This is a genomic window from Nocardia sp. NPDC047654 (assembly GCF_043205035.1).
In the GTDB taxonomy this organism is placed as follows: Bacteria; Actinomycetota; Actinomycetes; order Mycobacteriales; family Mycobacteriaceae; genus Nocardia.
In genome coordinates, this window is the sequence record NZ_JBIDDF010000008.1 from 172,389 (window position 1) to 190,804 (window position 18,416).

General features: G+C 67.6%; 20 protein-coding genes and 1 pseudogene. 15 read left to right on the forward strand and 6 right to left on the reverse strand.

What is annotated here, in order from left to right; all coding sequences use genetic code 11:
• Window positions 1-6 precede the first annotated feature (6 nt).
• The 4 genes from ACGF7Y_RS21840 to ACGF7Y_RS21855 all read left to right on the forward strand — a co-directional run bounded on the left by ACGF7Y_RS21840 (window position 7) and on the right by ACGF7Y_RS21855 (window position 3,647).
• Window positions 7-963, forward strand: a complete 957-nt coding sequence (locus ACGF7Y_RS21840; RefSeq protein ID WP_393236405.1) for an alpha/beta hydrolase — start codon at window positions 7-9, stop codon at window positions 961-963.
• 96 nt (window positions 964-1,059) lie between these two features.
• Window positions 1,060-1,587, forward strand: coding sequence for a cupin domain-containing protein (locus ACGF7Y_RS21845; RefSeq protein ID WP_393236407.1), 528 nt, complete (start codon window positions 1,060-1,062; stop codon window positions 1,585-1,587).
• Window positions 1,588-1,760: 173 nt separating this feature from the next.
• Complete coding sequence (locus ACGF7Y_RS21850; protein WP_393236409.1) at window positions 1,761-3,116, forward strand: MFS transporter; 1,356 nt, start codon at window positions 1,761-1,763, stop codon at window positions 3,114-3,116.
• A 270-nt stretch (window positions 3,117-3,386) separates the two neighbouring features.
• The gene (locus ACGF7Y_RS21855; RefSeq protein WP_393236411.1) at window positions 3,387-3,647 is read left to right on the forward strand and encodes a hypothetical protein; all 261 of its coding nucleotides are present in this window, start codon (window positions 3,387-3,389) and stop codon (window positions 3,645-3,647) included.
• A 227-nt stretch (window positions 3,648-3,874) separates the two neighbouring features.
• Here ACGF7Y_RS21855 and ACGF7Y_RS21860 read toward each other — a convergent pair.
• The 5 genes and pseudogenes from ACGF7Y_RS21860 to ACGF7Y_RS21880 all read right to left on the reverse strand — a co-directional run.
• A pseudogene (locus tag ACGF7Y_RS21860) lies at window positions 3,875-4,087 on the reverse strand (hypothetical protein); the annotation flags it as partial.
• A gap of 81 nt (window positions 4,088-4,168) precedes the next feature.
• Window positions 4,169-4,459: a WhiB family transcriptional regulator gene (locus tag ACGF7Y_RS21865; RefSeq protein WP_195152310.1), complete on the reverse strand. Its 291-nt coding sequence runs from the start codon at window positions 4,457-4,459 to the stop codon at window positions 4,169-4,171.
• On the reverse strand, window positions 4,456-4,665 hold the full coding sequence (locus tag ACGF7Y_RS21870) for a hypothetical protein (RefSeq protein ID WP_393236413.1): 210 nt from the start codon (window positions 4,663-4,665) through the stop codon (window positions 4,456-4,458). Before ACGF7Y_RS21870 ends, ACGF7Y_RS21865 begins: the two co-directional genes overlap by 4 nt.
• Before the next feature lie 24 nt (window positions 4,666-4,689).
• The gene (locus tag ACGF7Y_RS21875; RefSeq protein WP_393236415.1) at window positions 4,690-5,808 is read right to left on the reverse strand and encodes an NDMA-dependent alcohol dehydrogenase; all 1,119 of its coding nucleotides are present in this window, start codon (window positions 5,806-5,808) and stop codon (window positions 4,690-4,692) included.
• A gap of 91 nt (window positions 5,809-5,899) precedes the next feature.
• Complete coding sequence (locus ACGF7Y_RS21880; protein ID WP_393236416.1) at window positions 5,900-6,721, reverse strand: acyl-CoA thioesterase domain-containing protein; 822 nt, start codon at window positions 6,719-6,721, stop codon at window positions 5,900-5,902.
• Between the two features lie 243 nt (window positions 6,722-6,964).
• Here ACGF7Y_RS21880 and ACGF7Y_RS21885 point away from each other — a divergent pair, with 243 nt between their 5' ends.
• Window positions 6,965-7,684 carry a GntR family transcriptional regulator gene (locus tag ACGF7Y_RS21885; protein ID WP_393236488.1) on the forward strand — a complete coding sequence of 240 codons (720 nt, stop codon included), beginning with the start codon at window positions 6,965-6,967 and terminating at the stop codon, window positions 7,682-7,684.
• 103 nt (window positions 7,685-7,787) lie between these two features.
• Window positions 7,788-8,159 (forward strand): hypothetical protein, encoded by a 372-nt coding sequence (locus ACGF7Y_RS21890; protein WP_393236417.1) that lies wholly within the window; start codon window positions 7,788-7,790, stop codon window positions 8,157-8,159.
• A 76-nt stretch (window positions 8,160-8,235) separates the two neighbouring features.
• Here ACGF7Y_RS21890 and ACGF7Y_RS21895 read toward each other — a convergent pair whose 3' ends face one another.
• Window positions 8,236-9,324: a beta-propeller fold lactonase family protein gene (locus ACGF7Y_RS21895; protein WP_393236418.1), complete on the reverse strand. Its 1,089-nt coding sequence runs from the start codon at window positions 9,322-9,324 to the stop codon at window positions 8,236-8,238.
• A gap of 302 nt (window positions 9,325-9,626) precedes the next feature.
• Between ACGF7Y_RS21895 and ACGF7Y_RS21900 the strand changes: the two genes are divergently transcribed.
• From ACGF7Y_RS21900 to ACGF7Y_RS21940, 9 genes are all read left to right on the forward strand, one after another.
• The gene (locus tag ACGF7Y_RS21900; RefSeq protein WP_393236419.1) at window positions 9,627-10,760 is read left to right on the forward strand and encodes a lactonase family protein; all 1,134 of its coding nucleotides are present in this window, start codon (window positions 9,627-9,629) and stop codon (window positions 10,758-10,760) included.
• A gap of 65 nt (window positions 10,761-10,825) precedes the next feature.
• Window positions 10,826-13,207, forward strand: a complete 2,382-nt coding sequence (locus ACGF7Y_RS21905; RefSeq protein WP_393236420.1) for a nitrate- and nitrite sensing domain-containing protein — start codon at window positions 10,826-10,828, stop codon at window positions 13,205-13,207.
• A 12-nt stretch (window positions 13,208-13,219) separates the two neighbouring features.
• Window positions 13,220-13,651, forward strand: coding sequence for a roadblock/LC7 domain-containing protein (locus tag ACGF7Y_RS21910; RefSeq protein ID WP_393236421.1), 432 nt, complete (start codon window positions 13,220-13,222; stop codon window positions 13,649-13,651).
• The gene (locus ACGF7Y_RS21915; RefSeq protein WP_393236422.1) at window positions 13,648-14,031 is read left to right on the forward strand and encodes a DUF742 domain-containing protein; all 384 of its coding nucleotides are present in this window, start codon (window positions 13,648-13,650) and stop codon (window positions 14,029-14,031) included. The genes ACGF7Y_RS21910 and ACGF7Y_RS21915 overlap by 4 nt, the downstream gene beginning before the upstream one ends.
• A complete protein-coding gene (locus ACGF7Y_RS21920; RefSeq protein ID WP_393236423.1) occupies window positions 14,012-14,620 on the forward strand; it encodes an ATP/GTP-binding protein in 609 nt (202 codons plus the stop codon). The genes ACGF7Y_RS21915 and ACGF7Y_RS21920 overlap by 20 nt, the downstream gene beginning before the upstream one ends.
• Before the next feature lie 101 nt (window positions 14,621-14,721).
• Complete coding sequence (locus tag ACGF7Y_RS21925) at window positions 14,722-15,144, forward strand: ester cyclase (protein ID WP_393236424.1); 423 nt, start codon at window positions 14,722-14,724, stop codon at window positions 15,142-15,144.
• 123 nt (window positions 15,145-15,267) lie between these two features.
• A complete protein-coding gene (locus tag ACGF7Y_RS21930) occupies window positions 15,268-16,422 on the forward strand; it encodes a lactonase family protein (protein ID WP_393236425.1) in 1,155 nt (384 codons plus the stop codon).
• 117 nt (window positions 16,423-16,539) lie between these two features.
• Window positions 16,540-16,968, forward strand: a complete 429-nt coding sequence (locus tag ACGF7Y_RS21935; protein ID WP_393236426.1) for a MarR family winged helix-turn-helix transcriptional regulator — start codon at window positions 16,540-16,542, stop codon at window positions 16,966-16,968.
• A complete protein-coding gene (locus tag ACGF7Y_RS21940; RefSeq protein WP_393236427.1) occupies window positions 16,965-18,350 on the forward strand; it encodes an MFS transporter in 1,386 nt (461 codons plus the stop codon). The genes ACGF7Y_RS21935 and ACGF7Y_RS21940 overlap by 4 nt, the downstream gene beginning before the upstream one ends.
• Window positions 18,351-18,416 lie beyond the last annotated feature (66 nt).

Below are 18,416 nucleotides of genomic sequence, written 5' to 3' on the forward strand. Positions count from 1 at the left end.
TTCCGGATGTCGAAGACTGATGTCATCCGGAAAGAACCCCGACGAGCCGAGGACATCATCGTGCAGCACATCGACTTCCCGAACGCCACAGTCACCATGGCGGGCGATCTGTACCTACCCGAGAACTTCTCCGCCGACCGGTACTACCCGGCGATCGTGTGTGTTCATCCCGGCGGCGGCGTGAAGGAGCAGACCGCGGGTCTGTATGCGGAGAAGCTGGCCGCCGAGGGCTTTGTCACCCTCGCCTTCGACGCCTCCCACCAGGGCGAGAGCGGCGGTATTCCGCGCCGTCTGGAAGACCCCTTCGCCCGGGTCGAGGACGTCCGCGCCGCAGTCGACTATGTGTCGACCCTCGACTTCGTCGATGCCGACCGGATCGGTGCGTTCGGTGTGTGCGCCGGCGGCGGTTACGCGATCGACGCCACCAAGACCGACCGCCGGATCAAGGCCGTCGGCACCGTGAGCCCGGTCGACATCGGCGCCACCTTCCGTCGCGGCTGGGACGGCTCGCTGCCGCTCGACGCGCAGATCGCCACGCTCGACGCCGTCGCGGGTCAGCGCGCGATCGAAGCCGCGGGCGGGGAGATCGCCGAGATCACCTACGTGCCCGAGATCCTCGACGACACCACCCACGCCGACATGGTCGAAGCGCACGAGTACTACCGCACCCCGCGCGCGCAGCATCCGAATTCCGACAACCGGATGCTGTTCACCGCCAGCGTCACCCGGATCTTCGACTACGACGCCTTCGCGGGCGCCGAGTTCCTGACCCAGCCGGTGCTCCTGGTCGCCGGGTCGGCCGCCGGTTCGTTGTGGCAGGCGGAGGCCCTGCACAAGCGGCTGCCGGAGAACACCGACCTGGTGCTGGTCGAAGGAGCGGGCCACGTGGGTCCCTACGACCGCCCCGAGTACGTCGACCAAGCCATGGCCGCCCTGACCCCCTTCTTCACGGCCAATCTCTGATTCCTCGGTAGTGCCACCCATCGAAGATGTGATATGTAATATATTATCGACCGATGTGACGGGCATCTCGTCCGTCCGACCCGAAGGGTGACATCCATGACCGGCGAGCATCTAGTCAGAACGGCCCGACGTGTGATCGCGGGCCTCGACGCCGACGGCAAATCGACCATAGCCGTCGACGAGAACACCGCCACACGCATCGCCCTGCCCGCGTTCACGGTGAACGACGTGTGGCGAGTCGACGGGTTGCCCGCCGCCATGGCCGACGGCGACACGCTCGGCTCCGAGGTGGAGCTGGATCCGCCCGCCGCGGGCGTGGTGGTGCGCCTGGCGACATTCCCACCCGACAGCGAGATCGATCCGGCCGTGTACGCGGAATCGATCGGCAATCTGCACGGTGAGGACGCCAAGGCGGAGGACGACGCGATCGTCGGCCTGCACGCCACCGAGACCGTCGACATCGCCACCATCATCGAAGGCGAGATCTACGCGATCTACGAGACGGGGGAGACCCTGCTGCGTGCGGGTGACACTGTGGTCAACCGCGGGATCAAGCACGCCTGGAGCAACCGGACCGACAAGCCGGTGACCATGGTCGCGGTCATGCTGCCCGGTAAGCGCTGAAGGCTGAACATTCTGGTACGCAAGGCCTGGGAACCGCCGACGGTTCCCAGGCCTTTGTTGTGATTGCGCGCGGGGCCGCCGGAGTGAAATGTATTCAGGATCATATATTGTGCGATATTGTGATCTACGTCGCTCGGCACTGTTGCCGTGGTGGAACGTTGAAGGAGTACGAAATGGATGGTCCGGCCCCGCGCAAACGAAGTGGCCTCGTCGTGGTCGTGCTCTGTTTTCTGACGATCGTGGCTGATGGCTATGACCTCATCGTCTACGGAGCTACCGTGCCCAGCCTCCTGGACGAGCCGGGATGGGGGATGTCGGCGAGCACCGCGGGCTTGATCGGCAGCTGGACACTGGTCGGCCTGATGGTCGGGTTCCTGCTCGCGGGTCCGCTTGCCGACCGCATCGGACGCCGCAAGGTGATGATGGCGGGCGTCGTCTGGTTCTCCGCCGGATGCGCGATCTGTGCCGTCGCCACGTCGCCCGAATTCCTCGGTGCCGCAAGGTTCTTCACCGGCATCGGCCTCGGCGGCGTCGTCCCGTCAGCGGTCGCCCTCACCATGGAATTCGCGCCGCGTAACCGCAGGCAGATCTACAACGGCATGATGCTCACCGGGTACTCCTTCGGTGGGATCGTCGCCGCGCTGGTCGCCATCGCCTTGCTGCCCGACCACAGCTGGCGCATGCTCTACGCGATCGGCACGCTGTGTGTGATCGTGGTCCCGGTCATGTACTTCTGGTTGCCGGAATCGGTGAACTCGCTGGTGGCCCGCGGCAAGGACGCCGAGGCCGCCGAACTCGCCCATGCGTACGGCCTCGACATCGACGCGGTGCGTGCCGAGCAGCGGATCCAGGTCGACGCTTCCGCGAGCGCCGACAGCAAGAGCGGGCTGCGCATGCTCCTCACCCGCCGTTACCTGCCGTCGTTGCTACTGTTCGTTCTGGTCTGTGTCTGCGCCCAGGTAATCACCTATGGCCTGAACACCTGGTTGCCGGTACTGATGCGCGAGGCGGGTTACCCACTGGGTTCCTCGCTGCAATTCCTGCTGGTCCTGCAGGTCGGCGCCATCGTCGGCATGATCGGCGGGTCCATGCTCGCCGACCGGTACGGGTCCCGGCGGATCCTGGTCCTGTTCTTCCTCATCGGCGCGGTATCGCTGCTGGCTCTGAGCCGCAAGCTCGATACCGCGGTGCTGATGGTCGCGGTAGCGGGTGCCGGGCTCGGGTCCATCGGCAGCAGCTCGCTCGCCTACGGCTACGTCGCCGCCGAGTACCCCGCCTCGTGCCGGGGATCGGCCGTCGGCGCCAGCATGGGACTCGGCCGCGTCGGTTCCATCCTCGGGCCGTCCATCGGTGGCTGGGTCGTCGGCTCCTCGCTGGGCAGCCACTGGAACTTCTACGCCTTCGCGATTCCGGCGGTGATCGCCGCCGCCATCGTGATCCTGATGCCCGCCTCGATGGTCGACGACGAGGTCGCCGAAGTACGAGCCCCCGACCCGGATCCGGGTGGTATCGCCGAGCCGGCTCGTTGATCGTTCCAGGTCGTCACGGTGTCGGCGGGCAGGCGGGTCAGGCCGAGACGGGTGCATTGCCGCATCGACGGTGCGAGAGTGCGTTCGGCCTCGTCTCGGCGCCCGGCCCGCCGCAGCGCGGCACCGAGCAACAACCCGGCGCGCAGCCTGGCCAGCGGTCTACGGTCCACTGCGGCGCTCGCGACGAGGAGTTCGGCCCGTGCTACCGCGCGCTCGTACTCGCCGGCCTTCGGCAACAACCGGATGGCGGAGTCCTCGTCCAATTCGTCGATGGTGGTGACGATTCCGTCGTTGCGCCGGATCGTGCGTGGCGCCGGCAGCGCGTCGGCGATTCCCGGGCTCGAAGTCCGCGCGGACCTGCTCGTTGCGGAGACGAGCGGCCAGCCGACGCAGATCGAGGCGTTCGGCGGCGGACAAGCCTTCCGCGAGGAGTTCGCGCGCGCCGTCGCGATCGCCGCGCAGCGACCGCACCCGCGCACCCGTCGCGTACGTGGCCGGCATGAAGTCCACACCGCCGCCTTCGGCCGATAGCTCCCCGCTCTTCGTGATCAGGTCTGTGTCTGCGTCGAGAGCGCCTGTCTCATAACGTAATTCGCCGAGCAGCGCCCCGGCCGGACGGGTGGCGTGCGCCGCCCGGGCCCCACCGTGGTCCGGGCGGTGTCGAGCGCGACGGTGAACTGCTCCTCCGGGCCGCGATGTCGAGTTGTTCGCGGGCCGCGAGCCCGGCGAAGCAGCGACCGTACACGGACAGGAACGGGCCGGTCACGCACGAAACGCTGAAATCCGTCGGGATCCAGCTCAGCGGTGAGTACCTTCACGGCGACGACCCGATCCAGCTCCGGCTGGGCGCACCGGTACACGACGTCGAAACCGCCGCGCCCGATCTCCTCGGCGTCTTCGAAGCCCGGCGCGGCCGGTTCCCGAAGCGGAACTGCGCTGTGCCGACTGGATGTCGGCCGACTCGGCTCGATTCGGTACTGCTCCGGTAGCGGTGCGCGGGTACGCCCACCTCGACCGAGGATAACTCCGTCGATGCCGGTGTTCGACCAGCGTCACAGGCGTTTCGGCCGGTAGTGCACCCAGCGGTACCTGGCTCGCTCGCGCGGTGTCATCCCGCCCCAGATGCCGTACGGCTCGTTGGCGGCGACAGCGTGATCCCGGCAGTGGGTCAGCACTGGGCAGCCCGCGCAGACCTTCTTGGCGGCCAGCATCTTTCGTGATTCCTGAGCCGTGTCGTAAAAGTCGTTGACGTCGTAGGCGCGGCAGGTGGCATGCATCTGCCAGGCCCAGGCCTCCGCGCGTGGAGCGGGCAGCTGCAATGGCTTCTCTCGGGCCGGCCTCATACCGGTTCACCAGCGGTGACGCTGAGCGCGCGCCGGTGAGCCGCCGCGGCCAGCTCACGTTCGCGCCCGCTGTCGGGTCCGCCGAGACCGGCCAGATGGTCGTGCAACCGGGCGTTCGCCGCGTACCAGGCGGCGAGCGCTTGCGCGTCCGCCCCGGGGGCGGGGCGGATCGGACACAATGCGGTCATTTCGATCAGCACGTTCATGATCGGTCCTTCGACTTGCCGGGATCAGTCGTAGACGACGACGCCCCGCAGGTTCCGGCCGGCATTCATGTCGGCGAAGCCCTGCGTGATGTCATCGAGGGAGTAGCGGGTGGTGACGAGTTCGTCGAGTTTCAGCGAGCCCTGCTGATACATCGCCAGCTGCGCCGGGATGTCGGCGGTGGGGGAACTCGCGCCGAACAAGGAACCCTGTAGGCGCTTCTGGTAGAGCGTGAGCTCGTGCAGGTTGATGTCGCCCGCACCCACGGTGGCGTCGCCGAGCCCGACGGCGACACAGGTGCCCGCCTTACGCACCGCGCTGAGCGCTTGGCCGACGTGGCGACCGGTGGTGATGCCGACGGTCACGATCGAGGAGTCGGCGCCTTGGCCGTTGGTCATCGAGCGGGCGAGTTCGGCCGCCTCCTCGATGTCGGCGACGGCATGGGTGGCGCCCAGCTTCAGCGCGGAGTCCCGCTTGAAGGGCACGGGGTCGACGGCGATCACCGCGGCGGCGCCCGCGTGTGCGGCACCTTGGACCGCGTTGATCCCGATACCGCCGATGCCCATGACGATCACGACGTGCCCGGGTTTCACCTCGGCCGAGTTCACCGCCGCACCCCACCCTGTGCCGACACCGCAGCCGGTGAGGCAGGCGATGTCGAGCGGGATCGACGGATCGATCTTGATCGCCGAGACCGCGGAGACAGTGGTGTATTCGCAGAAGGTGCCGAGCCCGGCGAGCTGACCGACCGGTGCGCCGTCGAGCGAGAGCCGATAGGAGGTGGGGTCGTCGAAACGCGCACCCGTGGCCAGGAACGCGCCGAGGTCACACAGGTTCTGGTGGCCGTGCGCGCACCACCGGCAGCGGCCGCACACCGGCAGGAAGGAAAACACCACGTGGTCGCCTTCGGTGAAGCCCTTGGTGCCCGGGCCGACCGCTTCGACGACACCGGCGCCCTCGTGTCCGCCCGCGAGGGGAAGGATGCCAGGCGTCTGCGTGCCGACAGCGAAATGGTCATCGGAGTGACACAACCCTGCCGCGGCCATCTTGACCCGGATCTCACCGGGGCGCGGGTCTTCGATGTCGAGTTCGACGATCTCGTAGGCGCCGGGTGTCTGTCGCAGCACCGCGCCGCGGGTCAGCACGAGGTGGCCTTGTCGTCGGTCTTCGTCCAGCGGGTCATCGCTGCACTCCTTCCCATCCTTTGATTCAGCATAATATATTTTGAGACCCTCGTCACGTGATCGGCCGAAAGCTCTGCACATCGACGGCGCGATGCGCGTCGCCGAGCGCGCACAGGGTCGCGGTGCCGAAGACGCCGATGCGGTCGAAGGCGACCGCGGTGCCGACCGAGATGCCCGCTTGCTCGATCCGGTCGGTGGTGGCGAAACCCACCGCCAGCCCTACCGGCAGGCGGCCCAGTGCCAACGAGAGGTCGGCATTGATGAATTCGAGCCCGTTACTGCCGAGATTGACCGCCACATTCACCACGTCGGCGATGCCCGCGGCCAATTGGAACGGTGTCGCCTGCTCGCCCTCGACTACGGGGATCTGCTCGTGCCAGATCCTTTTGCGAGCGTCGTTGGTGGACTGTGCCGCATCGCCCCAGCCGGTCTTCTCGGTGAAGTAGAGCCGGTGCTGGGCTTCGACCAGCGCGGCGCCGAGTGGCGGCGGCTCCGGCCGCGTACCTCCCGACCAGACCGCACCCGGCGGGCTCTGGCTCGGCGCCAGCCACAGTGCCGATGCTCGGGCGACGGGCCGGCCGTCCTGTTCGAGCACGCTGTCGATCAAGCACAACCGTGTGCCTTCCCGGACGACGGCCGCCGAGGTGGTGCACGGACGCAGCCGGGCGGGCCGGAACAGGTCGACGGTCCACCGCACCGGCACCAGGTCGGTGCGTCCGATGGTGTGGATCTGCTGCTCGGTGGCGCGTGCCAGTGCCGAACTCACCGCGAGGCCACGCATGTGCTCCTCGCCCCACCCGCTCGCGGCTTCGGCCTGTGGGATCAACTCCATCCCTTGCGGGCCGCCCTGTGCGCGGAAGAGTGCTGAGGTCATCGGTGTGCCTCCGAGTAGGTAAAGGCGAGGATATTAAATATATGATACTGTCGAATCCGAACAGTAGACCTCCCGAGACCCTTCCGATCCCCACGGGGCCTCGGGCCACGGCGTCGGTCACCACGCGCATGTCACATCCATGCGCCACAACCCTCCGGTGACCGACGTCGTTTCCAGGGGGCGGTGCTGCGCGATTGTGCTTCGGGGCCGCATAATGCGTAAGTGCCGAACGACAAAGACCCACTGGACGCCGATTCCTCGCCGCGGGAGTTACCCCGCCGGGTGAATTCGCAGCGTCAGCAGTTGTCCGAAGACGTCGCGAGCTACGTGCGGGAACTGATCATCTCGGGCCGGGTGCGCTCCGGTGAGTTCCTGCGCACCGAACCGATCGCCGAAGCGGTGGGAGTGAGTAACACGCCGGTGCGTGAAGGCCTTTTGCTGCTCAGCGGTGAAGGTTTCGTCGAACTGGTCCCGCGGCGCGGGTTCATGGTGTCGGCGTTCAGCAGGCAGGATGTGCGCGATCTGTTCTGGGCGCAGGCCACGCTGGCCGGTGAATTGGCTTCGCGCGCAGCGAAATCCATCTCGCCGCGCCATCTCGCCCACTTGGCCGACGTGGTCGCCCAGCACGAACAGGCGGTCGCCGAGGGAGCCGATCTCGACCGCATCGTTGCGCTGGGGCACGAATTCCATCGCACTGTGAACCTGGCCGCGGATTCCCGCCGTCTCGCGCTGCTGTTGCGCTCGATCGTCAAGCAGTTGCCCAACCGGTTCTACGGCAATATCGAGGGCCATGCCAACGAGTCCCTCGACTTTCATCCGGCCATTCTCGAGGCACTGCGGAAACGTCGTGCGAAGACGGCGAGCAGTCTGATGCGCGATCACATCATGTCCGGGGCCGACGAACTGATCGCCATGCTGGAGAAACAGGGCATGTGGTCGACGCCGGAGAAGTCCACCGCCTAGGCCGCAGTGTCCAAAAGTTGGACACTCGGTCAACCGGTTCGCGCGCAGCATGGGTGGCGCAGGACACACTGCAGCGAACCGGACAGGAAGGCACCGTTCAACGATGAGCAGCACCCCAGATCAGGCCACCAAAGACCTCGCGGACAACTGGGTCAAGGCCCTCACGAACATCGATCTCTTCAACGAGATCAGCACCGAGGACTGCCTCGTGTGGCACAGTGCCGACGACAAGTGGGTGACGGTCGCCGACGCGGTCGCCGCCGTGTACGAGCGTTCGGGTGACGGCCCGATTCCCACCTTCGTTCCGGTCGGGGTGACCTTCACCGAGAAGGGCTTCTTCAACGAAGCGACCACCGAGATCGAGATCGCCGGTCAGCGGACGAAGCTGCATCTGCTGCAAATCGTCGAGGTTCGCGACGGCAAGGCGGCACGGGTCCGTGAGTACATCGGTCCGGAGATGGGCGTCCAGCCCTGATCCCGAACGAGGGTTCTCCGCGGTAGGGGCCCGGTGCCGTGCCGAGATGGTCACGGCACCGGGCCCTTTCGGCCGTCTAGGGGGTGATGGCCACGACGGGTCCGTCGGACATGACCACGCCGGTGTCGACCGACGGTCGCCCGGAGGGCGCGAGGCTACCGTCGGCGCCGATCGTGTAGCTGTGCACCCGTGTCGTCACCTCGGCGGTGAGGACATCGATCAAGTACAGCGTCTTGCCGTCGGGATGCAGGGCGACCTGACCCGGCAGCGTGGCCGCGGGCGCCGCGTACGGTGACCCGGGCAGTTCGACCAGCCCCCCGTCCGCGTGCAGGTCGAAGCCGGCGATCGACTGGCCCATGGCATCGGGGACGTACAGGCGGGTGCCGTCGGCGGTTACCACCGCGCCGTGCGGAACTCCGTGGGTCGGGTAGGGCGAGCCGGGCGTGGGCGTCAGTTGCCCGTTCGCACCGATCGCGAACCCGGACAGATCGAAGCCGAACTCGTTGCTCACGTAGAGGTATCGCCCGTCCCGGCTGAACCCCGGCGCCACCGGACCGAGTTTCACCGTGGTGGCGCCGAGCGGAGTCATCGTGCCGTCCGGTGTAATGGCGTAATTGGACATGGTGTTTCCGAGGTAGGTGACCACCCGGAGGAACCGCCCGCTCGGGTCGACAGCCGCCATACCGACGGCGCTGAACCCGTCCACCGGAACCGTCGGCGCTCCCGTGGGGATGAGCGCGCCCGAGGGCGTCACCGTGAACGACTCGACGTGGCCCGGCGCTCCACCGACCACTACGAACAGTTGGGTGCCGTCGGGGCTGAGGGTGGCGGCGGTCGGCGGGCCGCCGACGGTGATGTCCGCGCCGGGGACCGGATGCAGCGTCCCGTGGTCGTCCAGGCGGTACCCGGAGACGCCGAAGTCGCCGGCGTGCGGAACGTAGACGGTGCGGCCGTCCGGGGCGAGTACCAGCGAGAGGACGCCGAACCCGGTCGGGAACGGGCTGTTCGGGACGCTCGACAATGTCCCGTCCTCGGCCACGCGCAGGACGCTGATGCCCATCGACGCGGTGCCCGCGACCACCAGGAACCGGGCGTTCGCGGCCGAAGCCGGGGTGGGTGCTGCGCTCCAGCCGACGACGCTGAGCAGCATGGCGATGAAAGCCACTGCGGCGCAACGGAGTAGTCGACTTCGGGCGCGGGATCGGCAGGGTACGGAGAAGGAAGTCATCGGTGATCTCCTCGATGAGATTCGGAGTCCGCGATCGGCAGGAGGCGGACCGCGCGACAACACGGAACGATCACATTTTGTATATGATCTGGCAACCTTCGTTGTGTGCCGTGACAACCGGGCGGGCCTGCCGTTGCGCTATTTCAAATCCACCTTCCGAAGTGAGATTGCACACTATATTGTGCATAATTCCGGGCGGGCAACGTGGCCTGCCCGATACACGGAGGTATCGCATCCTGATGCTCAGGAACGCATTCACACCGCGACGTGTCGCCGCAGGCGTGGCCGCCGCGCTCGCGCTGTCGCTGTCCCCGGCTCTCGCGCATTCGGCCCCCGCCGGTGCCGCGCCACGCTATCTGCTGGTCACCGGCACCGGTTCTTCGAACATCAGCGTCCTGCGCGTCGATGACAACGGCGCGCTCACCGAGGTGCCCGGCGCGCCGTTCGCCAGCGACACCGGCTCGCTGACTCTCGAGATCACCCCGGACGGCCGCCGGGTCTACACCGGGCACGTGGTCTCGGGCTCGATCATCGGTTACGACCTCGGCGCCGACGGTTCGCTGCACGAGATCGCGGGCAGCCGAATGGATTTCGGCGCTCCCGTGATCGGCGTGACGATCACCCCGGACGGTTCCCGTTTGTTCGCGACCGTCGGCTCGCTGACCACCGAGGTCCGTTCCTTCGACATCACCGCCTCCGGCGTTCTCGTCCCGACCGGCGCGCCCGCCACCCCGGTACCCGGAATGAGCGGTTTGAGCCTGCCGCAGGTGACTCCCGACGGGCGAAACTTGATCGTGAGCACGTTCATCGGCGCCACCGTGACCAGCTATGCGATCAATGCCGACGCTTCGCTCACCCAGGTCGGACCTACCCTCGCGACGGGCGAGCGCCCCGCGTTGCCCGCCATCACCCCGAACGGTCGCTACCTCTACATCAGCAACGAAGGCAACGCCACCCTGTCCGGTTACGTGATCGCACCGGACGGAAGCCTGTCGAACGCGCCGGGCTCGCCGTACCCCACCGGTGACACCCCGCATGGTTCGGCGATCACCGCGGACGGCAAGCGTATGTATGTGCCCGCCTCGAGCGGCGGCCAGGTCGACGGTTTCCGTATCGGCGCCGGCGGGGCGCTCTCGCCGCTGCCCGGTTCGCCCTACCCCGCGCCGGGCGGTACGGTCCCCGGCCGCGTGGTGCTCAGCCCCGACGAGGACGAGCTCTGGGTCATCGACTCCCTCACCGTGAACGGCACGGCCAGGGTGCACACCTACAACGTCGCCGCCGACGGCAGCGTCGCCCCGTCGGGTCTGCCCGCCGTCGACACCGGCGTGATCTTCCACGACGGCCCGTCCGCCCACCTGACCCCCGCACGATGACCCATCGCGGTGTGCCGCCCTTCCCACCGCGACGTCCACGCCTGTCCACCCCGAGGAGAACCGCTGTGCCGTCGGCCGAAGCAGAGCCGAGCGTCGAGGACACCCGTTCCGGCAGCTCACGTCGCCCGTTGCGGGCCCGTTTCGGTACCAGCGTGCGGACTCGCGTGCTGGCGATCGCCCTGATCCCGAGCCTGGTGCTGCTGGCGACGGGGGCGGTCGCGGTCACGCTGGTCGGGCTCCGGGCGCAGTCGGTCAAGGAGTGGTCCGATTACCGGGGCACGGTGATCGACCCGCTGCTGCGGTTCGTGACGTCGATCCAGTCGGAACGACTCGCCAGCGTCACCGCGCAGGATCACTCACCCGGCGCGGACGCGGAACTGCGCACCAGCCGCGACGACACCGATCGCGCGATCGCCGAGACCGCCCGGATCGCATCGGCGGCACAGGGTATGGATCAGAACACCGGCGCCGAGTCCATCCAGGCGCTCGCGGATCTTGTCGGACGGATGCAGGTGATCCGGGAATCGGTCGACAGCAGGAAGGCGAGCACGGGCGACGTCGACCAATATTTCAGCGACCTCATCGCCGCCATGCTCGGTGCGGGTCAGGACTCCGCGCGGTTGAAGTCGTCCGACACCACGACGATGGACGCCGAGATGACCGCGATCGACCTGCTGCGCGCAGCCGAAAGCCACTCGCGGGTGGTGAGTCTCGTGGCCGCGGGCACAGCGGCGGACAACGGCCTGTCGCCGCGTGAGCGGCGCGTTCTCGCGCAGCATATCGGTGTCTACCGTAAACAATTCGACCTCGTCGACACCCGCTTGTCGACGGACGTGCGCACCAGCGTTCGCTCGCTGACCGGTGGCGCCGACTGGCGTGTCGGCACCGCCGGCGAGGACGAGATGGCCGAGCGGGGCGAGCTGACGATGCCGGTGCAGCAATGGCTGGCCGCCGAACGCGCGGTCGACACCCGCCTGATCGCGGTGATCCGCGATCAGTTCCGGGTGACGGTCGACGCGACGAGCGCGGCGGCCGACCGCTTGATCAACCAACTGCTGATCGTCTCTGCCATCATGCTCATCGTCACGATCCTCGCGGTGTCGGGCTCGCTGGTGTTGGCGAACCGGCTGCTGCGTCGCCTGCGCACCCTGCGCTCGGCCAGCCTCGAGCTCGCCAACGACCGGCTCCCCGACCTCATCCGCCGCATCCACAACGGCGAACAGGTCGACGCGGAGGCCGAAACGGCCCCGGTCGACAGTGGTCGTGACGAGATCGGTCAGGTGGCCGCGGCATTCGCCGTCGCTCAGCGCACCGCGATCGAGACCGCGGTGGGCGAGGCGAGCACCCGCAACGGTTTCAACAAGGTGTTCCTCGACATCGCGTTCCGCAGTCAGGCCCTGGTGCGTAGGCAGCTCGACGTGCTCGATGTCGCCGAGGCCCGCCAGGACGACCCGGAGGACCTGGAGCTGTTGTTCCAGCTCGACCACCTGGCGACTCGCGCGCGCCGCAACTCCGAGAACCTGCTCATCCTCGGCGGTCGCGCACCGGGACGGCGCTGGCGAAACCCGGTGGCGCTGGAGGAGATCGTGCGCAGCGCGGTGTCCGAGACCGAGGGGTACGCACGGGTGAGCGCGATCCGGTTGCCGGCGCTGAGCGTGCTGGGTGCGGCGGTCGCCGACCTCATCCACCTGCTGGCCGAGCTGATCGACAACGCGACGGCGTTCTCTCCACCGGACGCGCCGGTGGCGGTGCACGGCAACTCGGTGGGCAGGGGAGTGGTGATAGAGGTAGACGACCAGGGACTGGGTATCTCCTTCGAGGAACGGGAGCGCCTGAACGCGATGCTGGCCGAGCCGCCGCAATTCCACGAGATGGCCTTGGCGGGACATCGCCATCTCGGGCTGTTCGTGGTGAGCAGACTGTCAGCGCGCCATGGCATTTCGGTGACCTTGCAGGAATCGCCGTACGGCGGTGTGCGCGCGATCGTGCTGGTGCCGTGGGCCGTGCTCGAGGCCGGAGACGACAACCCGACGGGCGCGATCGAACCCGTGCGCACCCGCGACGCCGTGCACCGGGTCCCCGCCGCCACCGCGCTGCCCGGCGCGCGGCGGCCCGACCAGGTTCCGGCGCCGGCCTTACCCGACCGGGTCGGCCGGGCCGACCCTGTCCGGCACAACGGGTACCACGCGGCGAGCCCGGAGCCTCCGGCCAGGCTCAACGGGCACCCGGTCGCCGAGGTGGACCGCAGGCCCGCCCTCCCCATCCGTGAACGGTTCGCGCACCTGTCGCCCCAACTCGGCACCGATGTGGGAGACGCGGATTCGCACACGGTGCCGCCTGGGTCGACTGCGCGCGTCCGAGCACCCGAGACGGTGCGCACGGCGATGAGTTCGTTGCAGAACGGCACGCGCCGGGCCCGCGTCCGACCACCCCATTCCCATCCGTAGAACGGTCAGAACATGAACGAGGACATAATGGTTCGTCAGGCACCGGTCGGCACGCTCGACTGGCTGCTCACCAATCTGGTGACAACGACGTCGGGCGCCGAACACGCCGTGGTGCTGTCCGCGGACGGTCTGGCGCTGGCCGGGTCCGACGGTTTCGAGCGGGAGGATCTCGAGCATCTGGCCGCCATGTCGTCGGCCCTGCACAGCCTGGCTCGTGGTGTGGGCACGCGTTTCGCCAAGGGCCCGCTGCATCAGACCGTTGTCGAGCTCGAGCACGGTTATCTGCTGGTCACCGAGGCCGGGCACGGCGCGTGTCTGGCCTTGCTGACCGACGCCGACGCGGATCTGGGCCTGATCGCGTACGAGATGAACGTGATCGTCGGCCAGGTGCGTGAGCATCTGTCGGCGGCGCCGAGAACCTCGATGTCGACGCGAGTGCCGTGAGTGAGGGGCCGGATGAGGTGTGGGGGTACGAGGACGACGACCCGGGGCCCCTGGTTCGGCCGTTCGCGCTGACCCGCGGTAGAGCGGGCAGGGATCTGCCGGAGCTGGACATCCTGACCCTGGTGATCTCGGTCGGCTACGACTCCGACGTGAGCAAGCTCGACCGCGAGTACGCCCAGATCTTCCAGCTGTGCCGCCATCAGCCGTTGTCGATCGTCGAAATCGCCGCCCACCTGAAATTGCTGCTGGTCACCGTGAAGGTGCTGGTCAGCGACCTCATCGCGGCCGGCTATGTGATCTTCCGATCTCCACCGGGGGCCGAGGCAGGCCCCGACCCCGAACTACTGCAGGCGGTATTGGATGGCATACGCAACCTCTGACGGACGCAGTTCGGCGGTCATGTCCACCGAACTGGCGGTGAAGATCCTGGTGGCCGGGGGATTCGGGGTCGGAAAGACGACAATGGTCGGTGCGATCAGCGAGATCACCCCACTGCGCACCGAGGAACAGCTCACCGAACTGAGTAGTTCCGTGGACGATCTGCGCGGTATCGAAGGCAAGCGGACCACCACGGTGGCATTGGATTTCGGCCGGATCACGATCAATCCGCGGGTGATCCTGTACCTGTTCGGTACGCCCGGGCAGGACCGGTTCTGGTTCCTGTGGCCGGAACTGTCGCGTGGCGCGCTCGGCGCGGTGGTGCTGGTCGACACTCGGCGGCTGGCCGACAGTTTCGCCGCGGTGGATTATTTCGAGTCTCGGCGGATTCCGTTCGTGGTCGCGGTGAACTGCTTCGACGGCGCGGATCGGTATGGGCCCGGGGAGATCGGCGCCGCGTTGGGGGTGCCCACCCATGTGCCGATCATGCTGTGTGATGCGCGTGATCGCGCGTCGTGCAAGGAGGTACTGGTCTCCCTGTTCGAATACATCAGGGCGAGCACTACCGCCGTGCGGCCGCACCTGATGTGAATTCTGCAGGTGCACAACAGCTCTGGTGTAATCCTAGAAAGCACAATATATTATTTTGGTGTCCGGAGATCCGGATGCGAACCCCATCGAAAGGTCAACCAATGAGCGATCTGCTCGACCTCGTCAACGTGCACTACGCCGGCCTCGAAGGCGGCGATCTGGATCTGGCCGCGAGCCCCTTCACCGAGGATGTGGCGGCGCAGTTCCCGTCCGGCCCGCTGACCGGGATCGAGGCGCTGCGCGGAATGATCGGCGCCTTCATCACCGCGTTCCCCGGGATGAAGATCGAGCGTCGCAACACCTGGGTCGACGGTGACACTGCGATCGCCGAGATCGTCTTCACCGGCGTCCAGACCGGGCCGCTGGCGACCGCCGACGGTGAAGTTCCACCGTCCGGTCGCACGGTGACGTTCCCGCTCATCGACACCTTCACCCTGCGCGACGGCAAGGTCGGCGAGCACCGCGTCTATTGGGACAATGTCAGCTTCCTGACCCAGCTCGGCCTGATGCCCGCACAGGGCTGAGCGGCCCGTTCGACGCGAGACTCCTTCGGCTCTGGCCGGAGGGGTCTTTCGTTGTTTGTGCCGGTGGTCGGTGTGCAGTTTTCTGGACATTTCGCCTGCGGATCGGGCCATAACCTCCCAGGCATGACCTCTGATTCAATGTCGAAAGGTGGTTCGGGGACGCGGCGCGCGCGAGCGGGCTGGGTGCTCGCCCTCGCGGCGACCGTTCTGCCCGGCTTCACGGCGACAGCACAACCCGCGGCGGCCGACCCGGGCGGCTACCACATCTACGCCCACGGCTTCCTCGGCAACGGGATCGCCGGCTACAACGCTTCCGACACAGTCCAACCGACGCCGATCCAGGGCAAGCCGATGCCCGGCGCGCTGAACTGGCCGCAGGCGCCCACCCTGGACGGCCGGTTCCTGTTCGTCGCCCCGGGAACGAACCCCCAGCTGATCCCCTACGCCATCGGCGCCGACGGCGAACTCACCGCGGGGACGCCGCTCGCGATGCCCGATGTCCCGGTGGACATCATCTTCGCGCCGAACAGTCGCGATGCCTTCGTCGTCGTCGGCCTGCAGAATGCGCAGGTGGTGCCGGTGCGCATCGGCGCCGACGGAACTCCCACCCTCAACGGTTCGCCCATGCCTTTCGGGGGGTCGCTCGACGGTGTCGCCTCGGGCACCGTCTCGCCGGACGGCAAGCAGTTGTACGTGGCCAGCCTGTTGCCCCGTCAGCTGCTGGTGTTCGACATCAATGCCGATGGGTCGGTTTCCCCGGTCAAGCAGCGGGTGTCGACCGGGCTGAATCCGATCTATCCGCGGGTCACCCCGGACGGCAGGCACGTGTATGTCATCAACGAGATCAGCGGTTCGGTGTCCGGCTTCACGCGGGCCGGGGACGGTACGCTCACCGAGGTCGGGGGGTCGCCGTTCCCGACCGGCATGCTGCCGCACGTCACGAGCATCACGCCCGATGGTCGCTTCCTGTATGTGCCGAACATGGGGTCGGGTCACATCAGCTCCTTCGCGGTGGAGCCGAACGGTGTGCTCACCCCGCTGCCCGATGTCGCTTTCGCGCCGGAGAAGCCCGGCGCTTTCGCCGAATCGTCGGTGATGTCACCGAGCGGTGAGGTTCTGTGGGCGCTGGGTACCGACCCGTTGCGCGGCGGCGAAGAGATCCTGAGGCGGTTCACAGTCGGCTCCGACGGTGTTCTCGACCTGGATGAATCGGTCGCGGTCTACACCGGCACGTATGTTGCCGACGGTCGAACGTTGTCGCTGGTTCCCCGCCGCTGACCTGACACCCAAGGCCCCTCCGGCATCGGCCGGAGGGGCCTTTCGCGTGTCGGCGCTATGCGCAGCATCACCGCAGTTATACAACTAAGTTGATTAATTTAGTTGTATGGTTGGCTAATGACTTCCGCACCGTCCACCGTCCGAGAGCTGGGTGAAGTCCTGCATCCGATCGCCCGGCGGCTGCTCGCCGGCCGGACGATCTCGGCGGGCAAGCTGGGCGTCCTCGGCTATCTGTCTACGCACGGGCGAGCCACCGCGACCACGCTGGCGACCGTCCAGACCGTCAGCCCCCAGGCCATCGCCACCGCTGTGCGCGAACTCGAAGCCCTCGGGCTGGTCGTGCGCACGCCCGACAGCGAGGACCGCCGTCGCGTGTGGGTCGAACTCACCGACGCGGGCCGAGCCCGGCTCGTCGAGGAGCGGGCGGTGGGGTTGAACTGGCTGGCGCGCGCCATCGACGAGCGACTCACCGACGAGGAACGTGACGCCCTCGGCCAGGCACTGCCCGCGCTGCGGAAATTGGCCGCCGCGGGCCCGATCGAATGATCGCCGCGCGCCGGCTGACCCCCGCCCTCGTCTACACCGCACTGACCTCTGCCATGGTCAGCTCGCTCGGCATGTTGCTGGTGCCGGCGATCTCGCGCGACATGCATGTCGACGTGAGCGCGGCGCAGTGGATGCTCACCGTCAACCTGCTGGTCGGCGCGGTGACGACCCCGGTCATGGGCAGGCTCAGCGACGGCCCGCACAAGAAACGGCTGCTGCTGTGGTCGTTGACGATCATCCTGATCGGGTCGGTCGTGGCGGCCGTGGCCACCGATTTCGCGGTGTTCCTGTTCGGGCGTGCGTTGCAAGGACTCAGTTACGGGATCGTGCCGGTGACCATCGCGCTCGCCCGCCGCTATCTGCCCGCCGACGAAGTGCGCAACGGCATTTCGACACTGTCGGTCACGGTGACCACCGGGCTCGGGCTCGGCTACCCGCTCACCGGCATCTTCGCCGATGTGTTCAGCTATCGCTTCGCCTTCTGGGCGGCGGCGCTGTTCCTGCTGACGACCGTGTTCGTAGTCTGGGCAGTGGTGCCGGACGGCCCGGACGAGCGGGCGCCACGCACGCCGTTCGACCTGCGCGGCGCCTTGCTGCTCGGTGCGGGTCTCGCGGCGTTGCTGCTCGTTGCCGGTGAGGGTTCGCGGTGGGGGTGGGGTTCGCCGTGGACGATCGGTCTGCTTGTCGTATCGTCGGCGATCCTGACGGTGTGGGCGCTGGTGGAACTGCGCACCGAGCACGCGCTGGTCGATCTGCGTGTGCTGCGTGCCGGTGACGCGCTGGTCGCCAACGGCACCGCGATCGGTTTGGGCGCCGCGATGTACGCCTGCCTGTCGATCGCCAGTCTGATCGCGCAGGCACCCGCCACTACCGGCTACGGCATCGCGATGCCACTGTTCTGGGCCGGATTCGTCATGCTGCCGCTGTCGGTCGGCAGTTTCGCGGCGAACCGGGTTGTCCGGTTGGTCTCGGCCCGTATCCCCATGCGCGCCTTGCTGATTCCCGGCGCTGCTCTGGTCACCGCGTCCAGCCTGCTGCTGTGGCTGGCCCACGACGAGCTCTGGGAAATTCTGCTCGGCATGTTCGGCTTCGGCGCGGGCATCGGCACGACCTATGCGGCGATGCCGGCACTGATCGCGCGCAGTGTGGCCGACCGCGAGCTCGGCAGCGCCGTGAGCTTCAACCAAGTTCTGCGTACTGTCGGCGGCTCGTTCGGTAGCGCCATGTCCGGCGCGGTCCTCGCCGCCCACCTCGCCCCCGGCGGCTATCCGAGCAGCACCGGAATCGGCATCGCGTTGGCAGTCGGCGCCGTCGGCTGCACTGCGGTGCTCACCGTCCTCCTGGTCGCCCACCTGATGACGCGGCGCGAGCGACAGCACTGACAGGTCACCCACTGACGAGAGTGTGGGGCGAGGCCTGTCAGGACCGGCGAATTCCGGGGATGGGCC

Bases quoted from the DNA above. Each gene is read 5' to 3' on its own strand.
- ACGF7Y_RS21910 (WP_393236421.1), top strand. From the start codon at position 13,220: ATGAACGAGGACATAATGGTTCGTCAGGCACCGGTCGGCACGCTCGAC.
- ACGF7Y_RS21840 (WP_393236405.1), top strand. From the start codon at position 7: ATGTCGAAGACTGATGTCATCCGGAAAGAACCCCGACGAGCCGAGGAC.
- ACGF7Y_RS21880 (WP_393236416.1), bottom strand. From the start codon at position 6,721: ATGACCTCAGCACTCTTCCGCGCACAGGGCGGCCCGCAAGGGATGGAG.
- ACGF7Y_RS21870 (WP_393236413.1), bottom strand. From the start codon at position 4,665: ATGAACGTGCTGATCGAAATGACCGCATTGTGTCCGATCCGCCCCGCC.
- ACGF7Y_RS21940 (WP_393236427.1), top strand. From the start codon at position 16,965: ATGATCGCCGCGCGCCGGCTGACCCCCGCCCTCGTCTACACCGCACTG.
- ACGF7Y_RS21865 (WP_195152310.1), bottom strand. From the start codon at position 4,459: ATGAGGCCGGCCCGAGAGAAGCCATTGCAGCTGCCCGCTCCACGCGCG.
- ACGF7Y_RS21845 (WP_393236407.1), top strand. From the start codon at position 1,060: ATGACCGGCGAGCATCTAGTCAGAACGGCCCGACGTGTGATCGCGGGC.
- ACGF7Y_RS21920 (WP_393236423.1), top strand. From the start codon at position 14,012: ATGGCATACGCAACCTCTGACGGACGCAGTTCGGCGGTCATGTCCACC.
- ACGF7Y_RS21930 (WP_393236425.1), top strand. From the start codon at position 15,268: ATGACCTCTGATTCAATGTCGAAAGGTGGTTCGGGGACGCGGCGCGCG.
- ACGF7Y_RS21855 (WP_393236411.1), top strand. From the start codon at position 3,387: ATGGTGGTGACGATTCCGTCGTTGCGCCGGATCGTGCGTGGCGCCGGC.
- ACGF7Y_RS21850 (WP_393236409.1), top strand. From the start codon at position 1,761: ATGGATGGTCCGGCCCCGCGCAAACGAAGTGGCCTCGTCGTGGTCGTG.
- ACGF7Y_RS21900 (WP_393236419.1), top strand. From the start codon at position 9,627: ATGCTCAGGAACGCATTCACACCGCGACGTGTCGCCGCAGGCGTGGCC.
- ACGF7Y_RS21890 (WP_393236417.1), top strand. From the start codon at position 7,788: ATGAGCAGCACCCCAGATCAGGCCACCAAAGACCTCGCGGACAACTGG.
- ACGF7Y_RS21925 (WP_393236424.1), top strand. From the start codon at position 14,722: ATGAGCGATCTGCTCGACCTCGTCAACGTGCACTACGCCGGCCTCGAA.
- ACGF7Y_RS21935 (WP_393236426.1), top strand. From the start codon at position 16,540: ATGACTTCCGCACCGTCCACCGTCCGAGAGCTGGGTGAAGTCCTGCAT.